This is a genomic window from Kribbella sp. NPDC023855 (assembly GCF_040639475.1).
GTDB lineage: Bacteria > Actinomycetota > Actinomycetes > Propionibacteriales > Kribbellaceae > Kribbella.
Genome location: NZ_JBFAAA010000001.1, coordinates 1,187,469 through 1,208,792, shown reverse-complemented (window position 1 = coordinate 1,208,792; position 21,324 = coordinate 1,187,469). Strand labels below are relative to the sequence as shown.

The following is a 21,324-nucleotide window of genomic DNA, read 5'->3' as shown; positions in this document are numbered from 1 at the left end:
TCGGCCGCGGAAGCTGCTGCAAACTCGCCTGGTGACCCAGATTCTGGAGAAGCAGACGGTCCGGTGGCATCGCGCCTGGCCTGTCGCCGCCGTCGGTTTCATCACCCTGATCGGGGCGGCCGGCTTCCGGTCCGTACCGAGTGTGCTGATCGATCCACTGCACGAGGAGTTCGGCTGGTCGCACGGGACGATCTCGGCGGCGGTGTCGATCAACCTGCTGCTGTTCGGCCTGATCTCGCCGTTCGCGGCCGCGCTGATGGACCGCCTCGGTCTCCGGAAGGTGGTCAGCGGCGCGCTGGTCCTGATCGCGCTCGGCAGCGGCCTGACCATCTTCATGGACTCGGCGTGGCAGTTGCTGCTCTGCTGGGGCCTGCTCGTCGGGGTCGGCACCGGGTCGATGTCGATGACGTTCGTCGCCACCATCACCGGGCGCTGGTTCGTGGCGCGCCGCGGACTGGTCACCGGCATCCTGACGGCAGCGGGCGCCACTGGGCAGCTCGTGTTCCTTCCGCTCATCGCCCGGCTGGCGACCTCCTACGGGTGGCGGGTGCCGGCACTGGTCGCTGCGGGGGCCGCGCTGGCCGTAGTACCGCTGGTGCTGGTGTTCCTGCGGGACTACCCGAGTGATGTGGGGCTGCGGGCGTACGGCGCTCCGGAGGGGAGTACTGCGGGGTTGCGGGTCGACGCGACCGGGAACAGCGCAGTACGGGCGTTGACTGCTCTTTGGTCGGCCATGCATCGGCCTGCGTTCTGGATGCTCGCCGGTGGGTTCGCGATCTGTGGGGCGTCGACCAACGGCTTGATCGGTACGCACTTCGTCACGGCGGCCCACGATCACGGCATGCCGCCGACCACGGCCGCATCGCTGCTCGCCCTGGTCGGGGTCTTCGACATCGCCGGGACGATCCTGTCGGGGTGGCTGACGGATCGCTGGGACCCGCGGTACCTGCTGATCGCGTACTACTCGCTCCGCGGCTTGTCCCTGCTGATCCTGCCGTCCCTGCTCGGTCCGACGGCTCAACCGAGTGTCTGGGTCTTCATCATCTTCTACGGTCTCGACTGGGTGGCGACGGTTCCGCCCACGGTCGCGCTGTGCCGCGAGTGGTTCGGGTTGGACGGGCCGATCGTGTTCGGCTGGGTGTTCGCCTCGCACCAGATCGGCGCGGCGATCGCGGCGACGGGTGCCGGGGTGATCCGGGACGTGCAGGGAAGCTACAACCTGGCCTGGTACCTCGCGGGCGGGTTGTGCGCGATCGCTGCCCTGATGTCGGCGAGTATCGGGCGCCGGATCGCTGTCGTCTGAGTTCTTCCGCTAGCCTCGACATTGGTTGAGGTTCGAGCGGAGGGCTGAACGAGTGGACATCGAGCCGGGCGAGCTGACGGTCGGGCAACTGGCGGAGCGCAGTGGGGTGGCGATCTCCGCGCTGCACTTCTACGAGCGGCAGAACCTCATCGTCAGCCGCCGGACCGCGGGCAACCAGCGCCGGTACAAGCGCGACATGCTGCGCCGGGTGGCGATGATCCGGATCGCGCAGCGGGTCGGCATCCCGCTGTCCGAGGTGGCCGCGATCCTCGCCCTGCTGCCGGACAACCGGACGCCGAACCGGCAGGACTGGGCGCGCATCTCCGAGTGCTGGCAGGCCGAGCTCGACCGGCGGATCGTCCAGCTGGAGCAGTTGCGCAACGACTTCCAGGACTGCGTCGGGTGCGGCTGCCTCTCCCTCGACCGCTGCGGCCTGGCCAACCCGTACGACGTCCTGGCGACCAAAGGTCCTGGCCCGCAACGGCTGGTCGATTCGGGCGGAAACCCTTGTCATCCGGGCAGTTGCCGCTGAGTTTTCCACAACCGGCGAGTGCGGCCGAGCGGGCTGGGGGTGGCGGCGTCTAGGGTCGTCGGCATGGGTGACATCAAGCTGTCGGATGATCGGGCGACGACCGCCGCGGGAGTGATCCGCGCGATCGCCGGTGACGGCGCGCGGCTCCGGGACGACCAGGAGACCGCGGTCGCCGCGCTGTGCGAGCCGAACGCCCGGGTGCTGGTCGTCCAGGCGACCGGCTGGGGCAAGTCCGCCGTGTACTGGGCGGCGACGGCGATCCGCCGGTCCGAGGGGGCGGGGCCGACGCTGGTGGTCTCCCCGTTGCTGTCGTTGATGCGAGACCAGGTGGCCGCGGCCGGCCGGGCCGGGCTGCGCGCGGCGACGCTGAACTCTTCGAACGTGGACGACTGGTCTGGGATCGAGAGCGAGCTGCGTTCGGGCGCGATCGACGTGCTGCTGGTGTCGCCAGAACGGTTGGCCAATCCTGGCTTTGGTCGGCGGGTGTTGGACGGGCTCGCTGGGCAGATCGGTTTGCTGGTGATCGACGAGGCGCATGCCGTTTCCGACTGGGGTCACGACTTCCGGCCGGACTACCGGCGCGTGTCCGACGTACTGCAGAAGCTGAACCCGCAAACGCCGGTGCTCGCGACGACCGCCACCGCGAACGCGCGAGTCACCGATGACGTTGCCCATCAGTTGGGTGAGTCGACGCTCGTACTGCGAGGCCCATTGGCGCGGTCGAGTCTGCAACTGGCCGTGGTCGATGCGTTGTCGCCGTTGGACCGGTTCGCCTGGGTTGTCGACCATCTCCCGAAGCTGCCGGGATCGGGCATCGTCTACACGTTGACGGTCTCCGATGCGCAACGGCTGGCCGCGGCGATCCAGGAAGTGCATGGGGCTTCGGTGCCGGTCGCTGCCTATACGGGCGGGCTGGAAGTGGGGGAGCGGGAGCGGCTTGAGGATGCCTTGCGGGGTAACGAGTTGAAGGCGTTGGTCGCCACCTCGGCTCTGGGGATGGGGTACGACAAGCCTGACCTCGGGTTCGTCGTGCATGTCGGGTCGCCGCCGTCGCCGGTCTCGTACTACCAGCAGGTCGGGCGTGCTGGGCGTGGCATCGATCATGCGGTGGTGGCGTTGCTGCCGTCGGACGCGGATGCCGGCGTCTGGGACTACTTCGCGACGGCGACGATTCCGATTCCCGAGCAGGTGAACAGGTTGCTGCGCGGGCTGGAGGCCTACGGGCCCGACCAGCCGGCGACCGTGCCGGCGCTGGAGGCCGAGACGGGTCTGCGCCGGGGTCGCGTCGAGCTGATGCTGAAGCAGTTGGCGGTCGACGGCGCGGTCGAGCGGGTCGAGCGCGGCTGGGTGCGGACGTCCGTCGACTGGACCTTCGACGCGGCCCACTACGACGGCATCGTCTCGGTACGCCGTCGCGAGGCCGACATCATGCGCGCCTACACCCGCGGTGAACGTTGCCTCATGCAACTGCTCCAGGAGTCGCTGGACGACCCGTCCGCCGAGCGGTGCGGGCGATGCTCGGTGTGTCTCGGGCTGCTGCCCGACCCGTTGACCGCCAAGCCTGATCCGGACACCGTGCAGGCGATCACTCGATTGCTGCGCGGCGAGACTCACGTGCTGGAGCCTCGCAAGATGTGGCCCGGTGGTGCGTTCGGCGCCAAGGGGCGGATCCCACCGGCGTTGGCGGCCGAGCCGGGCCGGAGCATCGTGTACGCGGATGCGCCGGAGTGGCGGGAGGTCATTCGGTCGGTCTTCAGTGCCACTCCGGAGCCTGCCGCGCTGGAGGCGTTGAAGGCGGGGTGTGTTGCTGCGCTCTCCCGGTGGCGGGATGCGTGGTCGCGGCGGCCGGAAGTCGTGGTGACCCTGCCGGCGGCCGGCCATCGTCAGCTGGTGACCGAGGTCGCCAACCACCTGGCCGAGATCGGTCGCCTGGAGCGAGCCGAGCTGACCGTCGACGGCGCCGCCTTCAGCGACGAGCTGTCGTCCGCGGAGGAGGCCAAGGTCTGGCGCGACGGCGTCTCAGTCGATCCCCCGACAGCCCAGGCGATCACCGGCCGCTCGGTCCTCCTGGTGGTCGATGCGTCGTCCTCCCAGTGGCCGATCACAGTAGCCGCCGCCAAACTCAGAGAATCCGGCGCCGCCGCAGTACTACCCCTCCTAATCCACCGAAGGCCCTAACCGCCAGCCCCCACCCCGCCCCGGGCCCGCCCGCGCCCGGCCCTGGCGGTTCGGTGGGTTGTTCTCATTAGCTGGCCTTTGCGGCTTGCTAGGCGGGCGCGGGGGCCTCGGTTTGGTCGGCTTGATGCTGGAATGCGTCTGTTTCGGCGAAGGACTTGAGGTCTGAGATGAGTTTGGTCCAGCCTTCGTCGATCATGGGGCGGATCACGCTGCCGGGTTCGAAGCCGGTGTGGATGACGGTCAGCTTGACCTGGTCGCCGTCCGGCTCGAGGTCGAAGCTGGCCCGGGAGAGCGGCTCGGCGGCAGCCTTGTCCCGCTGTTCGTCGGTCATCTCGACCGCCTCGGCGAACTCCGGCGTGATGTGGTGCCAGGTGAACGCCAACCGGCGGTACGGGTCGTACTCGAGCACTTCCTGACCCGGCCCGGACATCGTGACGTCACCCATCACCCAGTCGATCGGCGAGCCGACCTTCCAGTCGGTCCGGTGCTGCACACCCCAGTACTGCTGGGTGAAGGCCGGGTCGGTGAGGGCGCGCCAGAGCCGTTCGGGCGTGGTCTTGATGTAGGTCGTGTAGACGAAGTCGTTGTCGCTCACGGGTTCCTGCTCCAATGCTGTCTTGAGATCGGCGAACAGTTGCACGCGCCGGCGGTCGTACTGGTTGATCCAGCGGTCCGCGATGGCGTTGATCGGCTCGGCGTTCAGGTGGTGCAACTTCTCCCTGCCGCGCCGGAGCGTGGTGACGAGGTTCGCGCTCTCGAGCACGGCCAGATGCTTGCTGACCGACTGCCGGGCCATGTCCAGCCCGGCGCACAGCTCACTCAAGGTCTGTCCGTTCCGCTGGTTCAGGCTGTCCAGCAACTGCCTGCGGCTCGGGTCGGCCAACGCCCGGAACACCTCGTCGTCCATCACCACTCCATTCATGCAGCCATCTGGCTGCCTAACCAACATAGGCAGCCGTAAGGCTGCATGTCAACCAGGGGAGCATGAGCAAGCGCAGAAGGGGCACCTGACGGCTCCCATGGATACGTCGAAGCTGGTTCTGGTCACTGGTGTCACCGGGTACATCGGCGGGCGGCTCGTCCCAGAGCTGCTCAAGGCGGGCTACCGGGTCCGGGCGATGGCCCGCAACCCACGCCGTCTGCAAGACCGCGACTGGTACGACCAGGTCGAGGTGGTCGAGGCCGATGCCGGCGATCGTCATCAGGTCGACGCGGCGCTCGAAGGGGTGGATGTCGCCTACTACCTGATCCATGCCCTCGGCACCGGTAAGCGGTTCGAGTCGCGCGACCGCCACACCGCGCTGACCTTCGGCGCCGCGGCCCGCGAGGCCGGGGTCGGCCGGATCGTCTACCTCGGTGGGCTCTATCCGCAGGGGGAGGAGCTCTCGCGGCACCTGGACTCGCGGCGCGAGGTCGGCGAGATCCTGCTCGCCTCGGGCGTCCCGACCACCGTGCTCCGGGCGGCGGTCATTCTCGGATCAGGCTCGGCGTCCTTCGAGATGCTCCGCTACCTGACCGACCGGCTGCCGGTGATGATCACCCCGCGCTGGCTGACCACCCGGATCCAGCCGATCGCGGTTCGCGATGTCCTGCACTACCTCGTCGGCAGCGCGTCGATGCCTGGCTCCGTCAACCGCGGCTTCGACATCGGCGGACCGGACGTCCTGACCTACCGCGACATGATGCAGCGGTACGCCGTTGTCGCTCACCTCACCAGTAGGCGCATCATCACCCTTCCGCTGCTGACCCCGTCGCTGTCGAGTCACTGGGTCGGCCTGGTCACGCCGGTACCGAGCAGCATCGCCCGCCCGCTGGTCGACAGCCTGATCCACGAGGTGGTCTGCAAGGAACACGACATCGCGCAGTACGTCGCGGATCCGGCGCCGGGGCTGATCGGTTTCGATGAGGCGGTCGAGCTCGCCCTCAAGCGGGTCCGGGATCTCGACGTGAGCACCAGCTGGGCGTCCGCCGCCATGCCGGGTGCGCCCAGCGACCCGCTGCCCGGAGATCCGGACTGGTCGGGCGGCTCGCTGTACGTCGACGAGCGGGAGAGCGCGATCTCCACGACGCCGGAGCGGCTCTGGTCGGTGATCGAAGGCATCGGCGGAGCCAACGGCTGGTACTCCTGGCGCCTGGGCTGGTGGGCTCGCGGAGTGCTGGATCGTGTCGTCGGTGGTCCCGGGCTGCGCAGAGGGCGGCGCAACCCGAGCGACCTGTCCGTCGGCGATCCGCTCGACTGGTGGCGGGTGGAGGAGATCGAGGACCTCAAGCTCCTCCGGTTGCGCGCCGAGATGCGGTTGCCAGGGCTGGCCTGGCTCGAGCTCGTCGTCGACACCGACGACCAGAAGCGCACCGTGTTCCGGCAGCGAGCGCTCTTCCATCCTCACGGCCTGCCGGGACACCTGTACTGGTGGGCGATCAAACCGTTCCACGGCATCGTCTTCGGCGGCATGCAACGCAACATCGCCAACGCGGCCCAGGACAAGGCCCAGGACAAGGCCGAGCACAAATCGTCTTGACGCCCTGGCGAGGATGGTGAGGTGGACATCGCCATCACCAGCCTGGGTTACCGAACCGATCTGATGCTGCTCGAGATGAGCGGCAGCGTGCTGACCGACCAGGGCGAGTACGTCGTCGTGCGTACTCCGGCCAACCCGACCTTCTGGTGGGGCAACTACCTGCTCTTCCGTACTCCGTTCACGCCGGGTGATGCCGTGAAGCGCGAGGAGATCTTCCGGAGCGAGTTTCCCGAGGCGGCCCATCGATCGCTGGGCCTGGACACCACCGACGGGCTGGTCGGTAGTGACGAGGAGCTCAAGGCGGCCGGGTTCGAGATCGAGCGCAACACGGTGATGACGGCGACCGGGGTCCGCGCACCGGCGCGGCCGAACGAGACTTCGCAGTACCGGTTCCTGAGTGGTGACGGGGACTGGGAGCAGTTGAGTGAGCTGACGTTGAGGTTGGCGACGATGGAAGTCGACGACGAGTATCGCGAGTACAACCGGCGGCGGATCGCCGCGGAGCGGGCGCTGTGCGACGCCGGCCACGCGAAGTGGTTCGGCGCCTTCGAGCGGGATCGGCTGCAGGCGTCGCTCGGGCTCGCCTCGGACGGCTCGGGCGTCGCGCGGTTCCAGACCGTGCAGACGCATCCGGACGACCAGGGCCGGGGCCTGGCGAGCACGCTCGTGCACCGTGCCTCGCGGTACGGGTTCGACGAGCTCGGGGCGCACACGCTGGTGATGGTGGCCGACCCGGACTATCGCGCGATCCGGATCTATCGCTCGCTGGGCTTCAGCGACAGCGAAGTACAGCTGCAGTTGTCCAAGCGACCTGTGCCGGCGTGAAAAGCTGGGGTCATGACGAAGCATGAGGATCGGCGGGGGACCGCCCTGGTCACTGGTGGAAGTCGCGGGATCGGCGCGGCTGCGGCCGTTGCGCTGGCGGCGGACGGCTGGGATGTCGGAGTCAGCTACCGCACTCGCTCGGACGAGGCGGAGAACGTCGTCACGGCGTGCGAGAAGCTCGGCCGGCGGGCATTCGCCGTCCAGGCGGACGTCGCCGAGGCCGACCAGATCGAGCGGCTCTTCGACGCGGTGACGGCAGAGCTCGGTCCGATCGGTGCCGTGGTCAACAATGCGGGCGTCGTCTCGCCGAGCGGCCGGGTGGCCGACTACGACCTCGCCCGGTTGGAGCGGGTGTTCCGGATCAACACGATCGGCGCGTTCCTGGTCGCGGCCGCCGCGGTACGCCGGATGTCGACGGTTGCCGGCGGCAATGGAGGAGTGATCGTCAACGTCTCCTCACGTGGTGCCGTGCTGGGGTCGGCCGGCGAGTACGTCGACTACGCGGCGAGCAAGGCCGCCGTCGACACGATGACGATCGGGCTGGCCAACGAGGTCGCCAAGGAGGGCATCCGCGTGCTCGGCGTCCGGCCCGGACTGATCGAGACCGAGATCCACGAGGAAGGACGGCTCGAACGGATCGGTGGCACCCCGCCATTGGGCCGCCCGGGCAAGGCGGAAGAGGTCGCCGAGCTGATCGCCTTCCTCGCCTCCGATCGCGCCTCCTACATGACCGGCTCGATGGTCGACGTGGCCGGCGGTCGCTGAGCGGACCCGGCGAATGGGACTGCGACCGGTCGACCTGGCCAGGCAAGCCGGCATCTCGACACAACTGGTCCGCAACTACGAGGATGTCGGCATCCTGCCCGCAGTACCGCGGACCGAGTCGGGCTATCGGCAGTACGACGACGTGCATCTGCACGCGTTGCTCACGTATCGCGCGCTGGCGCCCGGGTTCGGCCGGGAGACCGCGACCGCGATCATGTCCGCGGTCCACGATGGCGACCAGGCGCTGGCGTTCCGGCTGATCGACGCGAGTCATGCCGCGTTGCACGAGCAGCGGCTCGCGACGGACGCGGCGAGCGAAGCGCTCGGTACGGCGGCCGAGGAGTTCCTCGACGGTCCACCGGTCGTCGACGGGCCGGAGCTGCTGGTCGGCGAACTGGCGGCGCAACTCGGCGTACGGACGTCGACTTTGCGGGTCTGGGAGTCGGCGGAGTTGCTCACGCCGGTGCGGGAGGCGGGGACGAAGTACCGGCGGTATGGGCCGGTCCAGGTGCGGGATGCGCGGATCATCGCGATGTTGCGGCGTGGGCGGTACGGGTTCGAGCAGATCCGGCCGGTGCTGGACGGGTTGCGGAAGGCGGGCAGCACGGAGGCGTTGCGGGCGGCCCTCGCGGAGCGGCGCGCGGCTCATGATCGGCGGACCCGCGTGATGCTGCACGGCGCCGCCTTGCTGCACGAGTACTTGACTAGCTGGGAATCGCCAGCTGGGTAGGGCGATTGCGGCCACGCACGGTGACCTCCTCGCCTGCCTTCCAGTGCGCGGCCTCGGCCGGCGCGGACTCGTCGACCGCGGCCATCGAGGCGAGCAACCGGCCAGGGACGGATTTGGCCAGTTCGGTCAGCCGGGCGGCCTCGTTCACCGGGTCGCCGATGACCGTGTACTCGTGCCGGCGCAGGTCGCCGACGGTTCCCGCGACGACCGTCCCGGCGGTCACGCCGATCCCCGCCGTTGCCTCAGGCAACTCCTCGGTCAGTCGCCGGGCCAGCGCGCGGCCGGTCTGAAGCGCGCTCCCGGCAGGGTCCGGCAGCTCGGCCGGCGCACCGAAGACGGCCAGCACGGCGTCACCCGCGAACTTGTTGACGAAGCCACCCTGACGATCGACCTCGTCGACCACGATCTCAAAAAACTTGTTGAGCAGCTGGACCACCTCGGTCGGTGGCCGGACAGCCGCGAGTTCGGTGGACCCGACCAGGTCTACGAACAGCACGGCGACGAACCGCTCCTCACCGCCGATCGAGTCGCTGGCCAAGGCTTCCCGCACCACCTCAGGACCGACGTACCGGCCGAAGAGGTCGCGAATCCGCTCCCGTTCGCGCAGTCCGGCGGCCATCCGGTTGAAACCCGCCTGCAGCGAGCCCAGCTCGGTGCCGTCGAAGACCGGGATGGTCACGTCCAGCTCGCCGTCACCGATCACCGTGAGCGCGTTGCGCACCGAGCGGACCGGCGCGACGACCGATCTGGCCGTCAGGACGGTCAGCAACCAGCCGCAGACCAGCACAACGGTGCCGAGGGCAAGGATCATCACCGAGAGGCGGGTGGCCGAGACATCCTTCTCGATCAGGGCCAGCACGGCCGTCAGCATCAGGCCCGCGACCGGCACCCCGGAACCGACCGCCCAGAAGATCACGGTCCGCGTGCTCAGGCCGGCCGCCAGCAGCCGCTTGGGCGGAGCCTGGTCGGCCAGCGCCCTCGCGGCGACCGGCCGCAGCGCGAATTCGGTCAGCAGGTACGACGCGGCGCAGGTCACGATGCCGCCGTCGAAGGTGGTCACCAGGATCCGGAGGACGTTGTCGGGCTGGAAGATCAGGGCCAGCGCGCTGAACAGCACCGTCGCCAGCAGCCAGAGGAACACCTCGATCATGGTCAGCCGCAACGGCAGTCGCAGGGTCGCGATCTGCTCCTGGCGGGTGGCCGGCCGCTCTTCGAGGACCCACGAGGTGACGCGGACGGCGTACCGGGTGCTCCAGATCGCGCCGACCAGCAGGGCCAGCAGGAAATAGCCGGGAAAGACGATCGCGCGGACCAGTTGGAGCTCGTGGTTCGCAGGCGGGCCGGGCAGGACGAAGACCATCAGAACGAAGACGACCGACGCCCCGATGATGTTCGTCCCGAGCGAGAACGTGGTCAGTAGCAGCTGGGAGCGGATCCGCAGCTGCCGGGGGCTCTGACCGGCCGGGCCGAGCAGCCACGATCCGAACGGTCTCCGCTGGAGGACGAGCTCCGGTCGCCTCTGCGCCATCCCTGCTCCCAGTCTGCCGGTCCGGAAAGCGGCGCCCTGCCGCCGGAAATTGTTTTGGCACGGTGCTGCCCGTGGCCCTGATCGGCCGCGTCATCGGGCCGTTGCGTGGGTAGTGTCCAGCGAACGACATTCTGCCTTCGGGAGCCCTTGTGACCCACGACCGCCACTCCTACGCCGAGCCGGCGTTGGTGCGCACCACCCACCTCGCGCTGGACCTCGACCTGGACTTCACCGCCAAGGTGCTGTCCGGCACGGCCACGCACACGCTGGCCTGGAGTGGCCCTGGCGACCGGCTGGTCCTCGACACGCGGGATCTCACCATCCTGGCCGTGGAAGGCGCCGGCGGCGAGGACGGGGAGTGGGAGCCGTTGGAGTACAGCCTGGCGGTGCCCGACCAGGAGCTGGGCTCCGCACTGACCATCCGCACCAGGCAGCACGAACAGGTGCGGGTGAGCTACCGGACTGCCCCGACGGCCACCGGGCTGCAATGGCTCGAGCCGTCGATGACCGCCGGCGGCATGATGCCGTTCATGTTCAGCCAGTCCCAGGCGATCCACGCCCGGAGCTGGGTGCCCGTGCAGGACACTCCGAGCGTGCGCTTCAGCTACGCCGCCCACGTGACGGCACCGCCCGAGCTGATGGTGCTGATGAGCGCCGACAACGGCACCATCTCCCACCGCAGTGGCTCCTACGACGTGGTGATGCCCGAACCGATCCCGTCGTACCTGCTGGCGATCGCCGCCGGTGACCTGGTGTTCGAGCCGATCGGCGACCGCGCGGGTGTCTGGGCCGAGCCGGAGATGGCCAAGCGGGCGGCGACCGAATTCTGCGACACCGAGGAGATGATGCGCGTCACCGAGGCGCTCTTCGGGCCGTACCGCTGGGGCCGCTACGACATCCTGGTGCTGCCGCCGTCCTTCCCGTACGGCGGGATGGAGAACCCGCGGATGACGTTCGCCACCCCGACCGTGGTGATTGGCGACAAGTCGCTGGTCAGCGTGGTGGCGCACGAACTGGCGCACAGCTGGTCGGGCAACCTGGTCACGCAGGACAGCTGGGACGACATCTGGCTGAACGAGGGCTTCACGTCGTACGTCGAGAACCGGATCGTCGAGGCCGTCTACGGACACGAGCTGGCCGTGATGGAGACCGCGATCAAGCAGCACGCGACGGTGGTGAGGCTGGACCCGCTTCCGGCTGCTCAGCAGGCGGTCGAGCTGCCAGGGCTCAACCACCGGTCGCAGTACCACGGCACGACCGGTCTCGGGCCGCTCAAGGGCGCCTGGTTCCTGGCCTGGCTGGAGGAGCGGTTCACGCGGGAGACCTTCGATCCCTTCCTGCGCGGGTACTTCGACCGGTTCGCGTTCCGCAGCATCAACACCGACGACTTCGTCGGGCATCTGCAGGAGCAGTTGCTGGACAAGCACCCGGGCCTGGTCACGCCGGCCGAGCTCGCCGCCTGGCTGGATGAACCGGGCATCCCGGCCTTCGCGGAGAGGGCTGTCTCCGCGCGGTTCGAGATCGTCGACGAGCTCCGCGAACGCTGGCTGACCACCGGTGAGGTGCCGGCCGGAGCCAAGCACTGGACGACGCAGGAGTGGCTGCGCTTCCTGGACGCCGCACCCGACGTACTGACCGCTGCGCAGTTGCAGCAACTGGACCGGGAGTTCGACCTCACCGGCACCGCGAACGGCGAGATCGCCCGTCGCTGGTACGCAATCGTGGCCGCCAGCAACTACACCCCGGCGTACGACGAACTGGCCACCTTCCTCACCCGGGTCGGCCGGATGAAACTCGTCCTCCCGGTCTACAAAGCCCTGGCAGCATCAGAGGCCGGTCGCGACTTCGCCACCGAGGTCTTCGCCGCGGCCCGCCCCAACTACCACCCCATCACCACCGCCGCGGTCCAGAAGATCCTCGGCCGCTGATGGCCACCTGCTTGGTCTAGACTGTGGATGGTTTCTGATCCCGTCGATGGCCTGGGTGCGCCGCTAAGCATCTCTTCTATGACGGTTGGTTTGTGGTGCGGGAGGGTCGCTCCCGTTCGGGTGTGAGTGGGGCGCAGGTTCGGGTGCGGAGCCCGAAGGAGTTGAAGAGGCAGCGGCGACGGCGGTCGCACTCCTGCTGGGATCATCTGCTGATCGCGCCTCTCTGGCCCAAACACGGGGTGAATCTCGGCACGCTGCTGCGCACCTGCGATGCGGTCGGTGCATGCCTCGCAGTACCGAAGCTTCCGTGGGTGCCGGAGGCTTTAGGGCTGGGAAACACCTTGAAAACAAGGACTTGTGTGCACTGGACCGGGCACGACCCGGTGCGCTGGCTGATCGACCAGAAGCGTTCCGGTACGACGGTCGTCGGGGTCGAGCTGGCCGAGGAGTCGGTGCGGCTGGGCGACCTCCCGGCGGCTCGCAACCGGACGATCGCAGTACTGGGTCATGAGCGCACCGGCATCCCGCCCGAGGCGCTCGATCAGCTCGACGTGGTGGTGGAGATCCCGATGGTGGGCAGCGGGGCGAGCCTCAACGTCGCGGTGGCCGGCTCACTGGTTCTCTATCGCCTGGCCGGCCTGCTCTGAGAGCGGGAGTTTGTAGCGGTGCACCTCGTGCGTGGTGCGGTAGCCGAGGTCGGCATTGACGCGGCGCATGGCCACGTTGGTGTCGACCATGTCGGTGAGCAGGCCGCCGAGATTCGGGAAACGCTCGCGGGTCTGGCGGATCGACTCCGCCTTCAGCCAGCGGGCCAGACCGTGGCCACGGTGCTCCTTGAGGACCGCCGTGCTGAAGTTCTGCGCTTCGCCCTGGCCGTCAGCCGGTACGACGAGTTCGGTGAAGCCGACGATGCGGCCAGTGGCTTCCTCGACCACGGCGACCGTCGAGAGGTGCTCGCCGCGCTGCTCGATCCGCAGCGCGGCGGCCTTCGTCCGGTCGAGATCCCACACGTCGGGTCCGTAATCGATCTCGCCGACCGGCGCGTCATCCATCGCGGACCGGGCGTCGGTGAACGTCTGGCCGAGTTCATCGGGCACCACGCCGTGCCAGGACACGAGCCGGTAGCCAGGATGCTCGGCCTCCGCGACAGCAGCCAGTACTGCGGTGTCGACGTCGGCGAGCGGCAACCGGGTGAAGATCAGCTTGAGTCCGACGGTGAAACCGCACTTGGCCAGGAAGTGATCGGCGGGGGAGCCGACGCGGGCATCCGCGAGCACGATCCGCGCCTCCGCCGCCCGGGCCGCGTCGGCTGCGGCTGCAACAAGTTGCGACCCGATGCCCTTGCGCCGCTCGGCCGGATGGACCGCGAGTTCGAGCTCGGTCAGGTGGGCTTGGCTCGGCCGGGTGAACAGCGTCAGGTACGCCGAGCCGACCGGGTTGCCGTCAGCGTCGGCCGCGAGCCACGCGAGCCGCCGGCTGAACGGCCCGTAGCCGGGATCCGACAGGGCAGTGATCGTAGTAGTCAAGGCCGCAAGGTAACCGAAGCGGTTCGGCGCGGACAAGCGGGTTTCCGGTACCGGTAGGGTGCTGCGGAACCATCGCGCAGGAGGGGAGCTCGGGTGGACCAGCAGTACGGGGGAGCGCGGACGATCGGTGGCGACCACCTCGCGCTCAGGGATCAGGTGCTGGCCGAGCTGCGTCGGCGGATCGTCGACGGTGAGTACGCGCAGGGCGAGCGGCTGACCGAGAACAGGCTGGCCGAGGACTTCGGCGTGTCGCGCAATCCGGTCCGGGAGGCGCTGCGGGTGGTCGAGGCCGAGGGCTTCGTGCAGATTCTGCCCCGTCGGGGTGCGGTGGTGGCGACCCTGGACGAGACGGCGATCCGGGACCTGTTCGCAGTACGGGAGCAGTTGGAGACGCTCGCGGCCGGGCTGGCGGCGGAGCGGGCGTCCGAGGCGGACGTCGCGCGACTGCGGCAGTTGCTGGACGACGCGCGGGCCGCGACCGAGGCGGAGAACTTCGATCTCGTTGCCGAGCTCAACAGTGCGCTCCACCTCGCGGTCATCGAGATGAGCGGCAACCGCTGGCTGGCGTCGCTGTCGGCGGCGATGTATCACCATGTCCACTGGGTCTTCCGCCTCGGCGCCGCCCAGCGTGCTCCGCATTCGTGGAAGGAGCACATCCGCCTGGTTGACGCGATAGCCGCCGGGGACCGCGCAGCAGCCACAACAGCAGCCCGAGAACACGTGGAAGCCGCCGCCGCGGCAGCACTGGCCAGCTAGTACCCGGCGCGCTTGCCCCGCGCTAGCGGCCGGTGGCGTAGCCCTGCATCCCCCGGGGGTTCGCCGCAGCGGCGAGGATGCCGTCCGGGGTGCGGGAGACCGCGCAGAGGCGCCCGAGGCTCCACGGGTCAGTCTCGACGACCTGGTGTCCCTTGCTGATCAGCGTGTCCCGCACAGTCGGGCCCAGGCGGCTCTCGATCGTCACGTTGCCCGGTACTGCGGCCCGCGGGTAGAACGACGACGGGAACGCAGTCGTATGCCAAGCAGGCGCATCGATTGCTTCCTGCAGGTCCTGCCCGCCGGCTAGGTGCCGCATCAGGAACAGCAGCTGCCACTGGTCCTGCTGATCCCCGCCGGGCGACCCGCAGGCGAGTACTGGCGAACCGTCGCGTAGTACGAGCGTGGGTGTCAGCGTGGTCCGCGGCCGCAGCCCTGGCGCAAGTGACGAGGCCAGGCCCTCCTCCAGCCAGAACATCTGCAACCGGCTGCCCAGGCAGAAGCCAAGCCCGGGGATGGTCGGTGAGGACTGCAGCCACCCGCCACTCGGAGTAGCCGAGATGACGTTGCCCCACTGGTCGATCACGTCCACGTGACAGGTGTCGCCGCGCGTGACGCCATTGGACGACACAGTCGGCTCCCCGGTGCTCGCGTCGCCCACGACACCCGACACGATCGACGGCAACCGCGGCGTCCGGCCGTCGGGGCTGCCGGGTCGCAGCTCGTACGACGCGTCCGGACCGATCAGTGCAGCCCGCTCTGCGGCGTACCCAGGCGAGAGCAGCGTCTTGAGCGGTACGTCGACGCCGTCGCCGTACCAGGCCTCCCGATCCGCATAGGACAGCTTGGTGATCTCCGTGATCGTGTGGACGCCTTCGGCGCTCGTCAGGTCGAGGGACGCCGGATCACCCAACTCGGCCAGCACCGCCAGCGACTGCAGCAGCGCCGGCCCCTGGCCCCACGGACCGGTCTTGGCGACGGTGTACCCGTGCCAGTCGTACGTCGCCGGCTCCTCCCAGCTCGCCTCGTACGACGCCACGTCGTCGCCGGTGATCAACCCGGCATGGTCCTCGCCACTCGAGTCGCGATGCGGCAAGCGCGAGAACCGGTCGATCGCCTCCGCGACAAACCCTTCCCGCCAGGTACGCCGAGCCCGCTCGACCTGAGCCACCCGACCCGCACCGGCCCCCTCGGCACTGGCCAGCAACCGCTCAAGCGTCTCCGCGTACGCCGTGTTGCGGAACAACTGGTTGGCCCGAGGCGCCTCACCACCCTGCAGCCACAGCTCGGCCGACGTCGGCCAGTGGTCGGTGAACAGCTCCCGGACCGTCTCGACCGTTTCGCCCACCCGCGCGACCAGCGGATGCCCAGACCGCGCATACCCGATCGCGGGCTCCAGCACAGCCCGCAGAGGCATGCTGCCGTGGTCCCGCAGCAGCAGCAACCATGCATCAACAGCACCCGGTACTGCGGCTGCCAGCGGTCCAGAGCCCGGGATGAGCGGCAGTCCCAGCTCCTGGAAGTGGGAGATCGTGGCGCCAGCCGGAGCCGCCCCCTGCCCGCACAGCACCCGTGGTGTCGGGTCAGCGGCAGTAGCGATGATCGCCGGCACCTCACCGCCAGGACCGTTCAAGTGCGGCTCGACAACGTGCAGCACGAACCCGGCGGCGGCTGCGGCGTCGAAGGCGTTGCCGCCGAGCTCCAGGAGCCGCATGGCCGACTGTGAGGCCAGCCAGTGGGTGGACGAGACCATCCCGAACGTGCCGCGCAGCGTGGGCCGGGTGGTGAAGGTCATCGAGCAACTCCTCTTGCTGTGTCTGTTGCTGTGTCTGCTGTGTCTGCCGGAGCGCGTACGTCGGGCCCGCTGCCGTCGTCGTTCACCAGATGGCAGGCGACCTGGTGTCCACCTTGCCCGATCACCCGGGACTCCGGCACGACCGTCCGGCATTTGTCGACCGCCACAGGACAGCGGGCCCCGGGAGTTACAAGCCCCAGGTGAGCGGATAACGGATGGTGCCCGCCGGGACCGGATGGTCGTCGAGCGGCAGCACCATCAGGTGCGGACCGCTGATCGGACCGTCGATCCCGAAGTCCGAGGCCGGCCGGAAACCGAACCGCGGGTAGTAGTCGAGATGACCCACCAGAATGACGAGATGCTCACCCTGCCGGCGTGCTTCGGCCAGGCCGGCCAGGATGACGGCGCTGCCGACGCCCTGGCCCTGGTACGCCGGCAACACCGCGACGGGCCCGAGACTCAAGACCGGGGTCTCGCCGATGGTGCAGCGACTGAGCAGCACATGGCCGACCACTTGACCGTCGCCGGTGGTGGCAACGATCGACAGCCCCGGCAACCAGGCCGAAGAGTCGGAGCGCAGTGCCTCGACCAGATCCGGCTCGTAGGTCTTGCCGAACGCGAGCAGGTTGACTTCGCGGATCGCAGCCACATCGGCAGCTGTTTCCGCACGGGTGATCCAAGACAACGGGAAATACCTTTCAGAGATGGAGGTGACCGGTTCGGGGCAGGGCGCTGCGCACGGCAGCAGCCGCATTCGCGGTCATCAACTCATCTCCTTTCCCTGATCACTCGGCACTCTAGTCAGCGGACAGCCGCTGGCGCACGCGATTTACCATCCGTCCGGTACGGCGAGGGCGACGGTGGGATCCCGGTCGGGCGGACCTGCCGGTTGCCATTCGTCGTCGACGAGATGGTACGGGTGCCAGCGCCCGGTGCGGTCCAGGCGGGTCTGGCAGCGAACGCTTCCCGCGGTGGTGACCCGGTTGCCTTCGACAACGATCTCCAGCTCACCATCCGCGGCGGCAATGAGCTCGGTGCGGGCCCGAGCAAGGTCACCCGCATCTGGCGTCCACGTGTTCTCGAGTACGTCGAGCCCCGGCGCTCCGCCGTACGACCAGGCCCGTACTCCGAGCGCGACGGCGTCCGGCCGATCCCAAGCGGCGGTCACCCGCTCGCGTAGTACCGGGTGGTCGGCGGCCAGGCGGATGCTGTCCTGCCACTCGTCGAGGACCCACGGGTCGGGGGCGCCCGACAGCAGCGCGTTGAGTTGAGCACGGGCCCGTCGGGCGGCGTCGAGCACGAGCAGCGGCAGAGTAGTTGCCTCTAGCTCCGCCAACGGCTGGGTGCCACTGACCACCAGATCCTCGAGCGCGATCTTGGGTGGGAGGTCGGGCAGCTCGGGCAGTTGGCTGAGCTCGAGCGTTGCCGCGTCGGTCGCCAGAACGCCTTCACGAACCTCCGTCTCCGAAGGCTTCGGAGCTGCCGCAGCCGCGGGACCTGACGAGCGGCGTTGGAGGTCTTCGAGGAGGGTCTCCCGCGAGCGGCCGCGGAGCAGGAGCAGCACGAACGGGTCTTCGTCCAGGAGCCAGCCGACCTGGTAGCAGAGACCAGCGGCATGCTGGCAGGGGAGTTCCCACGAGTCGCAGGTGCAGCTCGGGTCGAGGTCGCCGATGCCGGGAAGCAACGGAACCCCCGCATCCGCGGCCGCATCGACCAGGTCGTGCGGCATCTCGCCGTCGAGCAGCGCCGCGATGTGTCCCGCGCGGGCCACCACCTGATCGAGGAAGCGGACCCACTCGTCATCGTCGAGGCGATCGATCTCGACCACGGCTTCGTAGGTGTCCTCCGGCGCGTACACCGTCGCCGCGAGCCGCCCAGGGCTGATCGTGATCGTGCCGACCTGCCCCGAGTTCGCCGTCCGGCGGCCTTTGCGGAGTTGGTCGGAGTCGAGTGAGGTGTCCTCGAGTGCCTGTACCCAGGCGCGTCCCCACCAGGACTTCCCGCGCGTACTGCGCCGGCCGCCCTGCGCGGGGAAGGCCGGGAATCCGCGCGCCTCTTCGCCGCTCATCGGGCTGCCCTCAGTTCCACCAAGTCGGCGAGTTCGGTGTCGGTCAACTCGGTCAGCGCGGCCTCCCCAGCCGTCAGTACTGCGTCCGCGAGCGCGCGTTTGCTCTTCAGCATCGCCGCGATCCGGTCCTCGATGGTGCCTTCGGCAATCAACCGGTGCACCTGCACCGGCCGGGTCTGCCCGATCCGGTACGCCCGGTCGGTCGCCTGGTCCTCGACGGCTGGGTTCCACCAGCGGTCGTAGTGGACGACGTGATCGGCGCGGGTCAGGTTGAGTCCGGTGCCGGCAGCCTTGAGCGACAGCAGGAACACCGGCACCTCACCGGCCTGGAACCGCTCGACCATCTCCTCGCGCTTGCGCACCGGCGTACCGCCGTGGAGCAGTTCGGTGGCGATGCCACGGTCGGCGAGGTGGCGCTCGAGCAGTCGCGCCATGGCGACGTACTGGGTGAAGACGAGCACGGCGCCGTCCTCGGCGACGATCGTCTCGAGCAACTCGTCGAGCAGTTCGAGTTTGCCGGAGCGGCCGGCCAGGCGCGCGTCGTCGCCCTCCTTGAGGTACTGCACCGGGTGGTTGCAGATCTGCTTGAGCGCGGTCAGCAGTTTCACGATCAGCCCGCGCCGAGCCATCTGATCGCTGGCAGCGACTGCATCGAGCAGTTCGCGAACGGTCGCCTCGTAGAGAACCACCTGCTCGCGGGTGAGCGAGACGGTCTGGTCGGTCTCGGTCTTGGGTGGCAGCTCGGGCGCGATGCCGGGGTCGGACTTGCGCCGCCGCAGCAGGAAGGGCTTGACCAGCTTCGCTAGCCGCTCGGCGACCGCTTCGTCCTTGTCAGCTTCGATCGGTGTCGCCCACTGGGTGCGGAAGGTGCTCAGGCGGCCGAGCAATCCGGGGGTCGTCCAGTCGAGGATCGCCCACAGCTCGGAGAGGTTGTTCTCGACCGGAGTGCCGGTGAGGGCCACTCGGGCGAGGGCGGGCACTGTGCGCAGCGCCTTCGCAGTTCCGGAAGTCGGGTTCTTGACGTGCTGGGCCTCGTCGGCGACGAGCAGCCCCCAGCGATGACCGGCCAACCGGGCGGCATCGCGCCTCAGGGTCCCGTACGTCGTGAGCACGAACCCGCTGTCGGCGCCTTCGAGTGAGCGGCCGGAGCCGTGGAAGCGCAGTACCGGCGTGCCGGGGGCGAAGCGCTGGACCTCGCGTTCCCAGTTGCCGAGAAGTGAGGCCGGGCAGACCACGAGGGTCGGACCCTCGGTGTCGGCGGTTTGCTGGCGGTGCAGGTGGAGGGAGATGAGGGTGATCGTCTTGCCGAGACCCATGTCGTCGGCGAGGCACCCGCCGAGGCCGAGGTCGGTCATCCGGGCGAGCCAGCGCAGACCGCGGAGTTGGTAGTCGCGCAAAGTCGCCTGCAGAGCCGCGGGCGGATCGATTGGCTCCTGCGAACGCTCGGGGTCGGCGATCTTGGCTCGCAGCTCTTCGAGCCAGCGGGTCGGGGTCACGGCGATCTGCCGGCCCTCGACCTCGGTGGTGCCGGTGAGGGCGGCGCTCAGCGCGTCGATCGCGGTGACCGGCTTGAGGATGCGCTCGCGGGCCTTGCGGGCCAGCTCGGGGTCGACGAGCATCCACTGGTCCCGCAGCCGGACCACCGGGCGGGTCGCCTCGGCGAGCTGGTCCAGCTCGGCCTCGGTCAGCGGGTCGTTGCCGAGGGCAACCTGCCAGCTGAAGTCGAGGGTGCTGTCACCACCGAAGAAGCTCGGCATGTCCGACGGCGGACCGTCGGTGGAGGTGATCGCGGCGCGCGCGGTCAGCTCACGCCCGAGATTGCGCGGCCAGTGCAACTCGACACCGGCTGCTGCCAAGCGCTGAGCACCGGTCGCCAGCAACCCGGCGACCTCTTCATCGGCCAGCTCCAGCCGATCCGGTACTGCGGAGTCGAGCAGCCGGGACAGCGGAGACCAGACGCGGGATGCTCGCCGGATCGCCAGCGTCGCGTCGATGCGTGCACGGGGACCGAAGCCGCTCACGTCCTCGGCCCAGACGTCGGAAGCGTCGCGGACGAGGGTGGGATCCTGGAGACTGTGTAGCTGCACCACGGCCCGGAAGCCGAGCGACTCGGGCAGCTCGATGCGGAGCGAGATCCGCACACCGGTGTCGAGTCCGGCCGACACCTCGTCGGCCCAGGCACGCAACCGCGGCACCTGGTGCGGTGCCTTCGCCGCGAAGAGCGTCGTACCGTGCGCCTTCACAGCACCGGGGGAGCGAGGCATCCCGTCAGCCACCGCATCAAGAAACTGCCGAACAAGCTCCTCACCCACCGGCACCCGCAACTCCGGCTGCTCCAACGGAAGACAACGGGCTTCGAACGGAATCGTCTCCGCAAGCGCGAGAACCCGATCGACATCCGCGGCATCCAACGGCCCGACCCGCCAGGCGTCGTACCCGGCGGGGGACACCCCCGGAAGCAACCGCCCACGAGCCACCAACTGAAGAGCAACAAGCGAAGCAGCTCCCCAGAACGCCGCGGCCGGGTGAGCCCCAGCAGCCGTCCGCGCCCGCCCAAGAACAGGCACCGCCTGCTCAACCGGAAGCACAACCACCCGAACCGCCCGAGTAACCACCCTGCCGCCACCCCGCTCACCGCTGCGGGGCTCGCCGTCTTGCTGGTGGTCGGCTCTCGCCGCCAGGTCGAGCGAGGTCTGCTCGCCGACGCCGAGCGGCAAGTCGCCTCCTGAGGGGTCCCAGAAGGCGACTCGGCTCTCGCGGGGTGGGTCGGAGGGAACAAATACCGCTGCCAAACCGGCCAGCGCCCCCGCCTGCACGTTCCCAGCCAACCTGTACTCCCTGTGTCTCGCTCGAAACTTCGAACTACTCGCGAAC

17 protein-coding genes are annotated in these 21,324 nt (G+C 69.0%); 10 read left to right on the top strand and 7 right to left on the bottom strand.

Going from position 1 to position 21,324, the window contains the following annotated elements; translation table 11 throughout:
* Positions 1 to 31: 31 nt before the first annotated feature.
* The 3 genes from AB0F51_RS05540 (at position 32) to AB0F51_RS05530 (ending at position 4,013) form a co-directional block, all read left to right on the top strand.
* Positions 32 to 1,303, top strand: coding sequence for an MFS transporter (locus AB0F51_RS05540; protein ID WP_360274420.1), 1,272 nt, complete (start codon positions 32 to 34; stop codon positions 1,301 to 1,303).
* Positions 1,304 to 1,355: 52 nt separating this feature from the next.
* A complete protein-coding gene (soxR, locus tag AB0F51_RS05535; protein ID WP_360274417.1) occupies positions 1,356 to 1,835 on the top strand; it encodes a redox-sensitive transcriptional activator SoxR in 480 nt (159 codons plus the stop codon).
* 63 nt (positions 1,836 to 1,898) lie between these two features.
* Entirely contained in the window at positions 1,899 to 4,013 is a 2,115-nt protein-coding gene (locus AB0F51_RS05530) for a DEAD/DEAH box helicase (protein ID WP_360274414.1), read from the top strand.
* 88 nt (positions 4,014 to 4,101) lie between these two features.
* Here AB0F51_RS05530 and AB0F51_RS05525 read toward each other — a convergent pair whose 3' ends face one another.
* The gene (locus tag AB0F51_RS05525) at positions 4,102 to 4,920 is read right to left on the bottom strand and encodes a metalloregulator ArsR/SmtB family transcription factor (protein WP_360274411.1); all 819 of its coding nucleotides are present in this window, start codon (positions 4,918 to 4,920) and stop codon (positions 4,102 to 4,104) included.
* Positions 4,921 to 5,032: 112 nt separating this feature from the next.
* On the opposite strand from AB0F51_RS05525, the gene AB0F51_RS05520 reads away from it, so the two are divergent.
* The 4 genes from AB0F51_RS05520 to AB0F51_RS05505 are packed head-to-tail and all read left to right on the top strand — an operon-like array spanning position 5,033 to position 8,852.
* Positions 5,033 to 6,532, top strand: coding sequence for an SDR family oxidoreductase (locus AB0F51_RS05520; protein WP_360274408.1), 1,500 nt, complete (start codon positions 5,033 to 5,035; stop codon positions 6,530 to 6,532).
* A gap of 21 nt (positions 6,533 to 6,553) precedes the next feature.
* Positions 6,554 to 7,357 carry a GNAT family N-acetyltransferase gene (locus AB0F51_RS05515; RefSeq protein WP_360274405.1) on the top strand — a complete coding sequence of 268 codons (804 nt, stop codon included), beginning with the start codon at positions 6,554 to 6,556 and terminating at the stop codon, positions 7,355 to 7,357.
* Positions 7,358 to 7,369: 12 nt separating this feature from the next.
* Entirely contained in the window at positions 7,370 to 8,122 is a 753-nt protein-coding gene (locus tag AB0F51_RS05510; RefSeq protein WP_360274402.1) for an SDR family oxidoreductase, read from the top strand.
* Between the two features lie 13 nt (positions 8,123 to 8,135).
* Positions 8,136 to 8,852, top strand: a complete 717-nt coding sequence (locus AB0F51_RS05505; protein WP_360274399.1) for a MerR family transcriptional regulator — start codon at positions 8,136 to 8,138, stop codon at positions 8,850 to 8,852.
* Here the strand turns inward: AB0F51_RS05505 and AB0F51_RS05500 are convergent.
* Positions 8,827 to 10,380: an adenylate/guanylate cyclase domain-containing protein gene (locus AB0F51_RS05500; protein ID WP_360274397.1), complete on the bottom strand. Its 1,554-nt coding sequence runs from the start codon at positions 10,378 to 10,380 to the stop codon at positions 8,827 to 8,829. The genes AB0F51_RS05505 and AB0F51_RS05500 overlap by 26 nt on opposite strands.
* Positions 10,381 to 10,529: 149 nt before the next feature.
* On the opposite strand from AB0F51_RS05500, the gene AB0F51_RS05495 reads away from it, so the two are divergent.
* The gene (locus AB0F51_RS05495; protein WP_360274394.1) at positions 10,530 to 12,308 is read left to right on the top strand and encodes a M1 family metallopeptidase; all 1,779 of its coding nucleotides are present in this window, start codon (positions 10,530 to 10,532) and stop codon (positions 12,306 to 12,308) included.
* A 161-nt stretch (positions 12,309 to 12,469) separates the two neighbouring features.
* On the top strand, positions 12,470 to 12,955 hold the full coding sequence (locus AB0F51_RS05490) for a TrmH family RNA methyltransferase (protein WP_360274392.1): 486 nt from the start codon (positions 12,470 to 12,472) through the stop codon (positions 12,953 to 12,955).
* Here the strand turns inward: AB0F51_RS05490 and AB0F51_RS05485 are convergent.
* Positions 12,920 to 13,834: a GNAT family N-acetyltransferase gene (locus AB0F51_RS05485; protein WP_360274389.1), complete on the bottom strand. Its 915-nt coding sequence runs from the start codon at positions 13,832 to 13,834 to the stop codon at positions 12,920 to 12,922. The genes AB0F51_RS05490 and AB0F51_RS05485 overlap by 36 nt on opposite strands.
* Positions 13,835 to 13,927: 93 nt before the next feature.
* Here AB0F51_RS05485 and AB0F51_RS05480 point away from each other — a divergent pair, with 93 nt between their 5' ends.
* Positions 13,928 to 14,590, top strand: coding sequence for a GntR family transcriptional regulator (locus AB0F51_RS05480; RefSeq protein WP_360274386.1), 663 nt, complete (start codon positions 13,928 to 13,930; stop codon positions 14,588 to 14,590).
* 22 nt (positions 14,591 to 14,612) lie between these two features.
* Here the strand turns inward: AB0F51_RS05480 and AB0F51_RS05475 are convergent, their stop codons facing one another.
* The 4 genes from AB0F51_RS05475 to AB0F51_RS05460 form a co-directional block, all read right to left on the bottom strand.
* Entirely contained in the window at positions 14,613 to 16,382 is a 1,770-nt protein-coding gene (locus AB0F51_RS05475) for a gamma-glutamyltransferase family protein (RefSeq protein ID WP_360274384.1), read from the bottom strand.
* 187 nt (positions 16,383 to 16,569) lie between these two features.
* Positions 16,570 to 17,067: an N-acetyltransferase gene (locus AB0F51_RS05470; RefSeq protein ID WP_360274381.1), complete on the bottom strand. Its 498-nt coding sequence runs from the start codon at positions 17,065 to 17,067 to the stop codon at positions 16,570 to 16,572.
* Between the two features lie 144 nt (positions 17,068 to 17,211).
* Positions 17,212 to 18,450 (bottom strand): SWIM zinc finger family protein, encoded by a 1,239-nt coding sequence (locus AB0F51_RS05465; RefSeq protein WP_360274378.1) that lies wholly within the window; start codon positions 18,448 to 18,450, stop codon positions 17,212 to 17,214.
* A complete protein-coding gene (locus AB0F51_RS05460) occupies positions 18,447 to 21,278 on the bottom strand; it encodes a DEAD/DEAH box helicase (RefSeq protein ID WP_360274375.1) in 2,832 nt (943 codons plus the stop codon). Before AB0F51_RS05460 ends, AB0F51_RS05465 begins: the two co-directional genes overlap by 4 nt.
* Positions 21,279 to 21,324 lie beyond the last annotated feature (46 nt).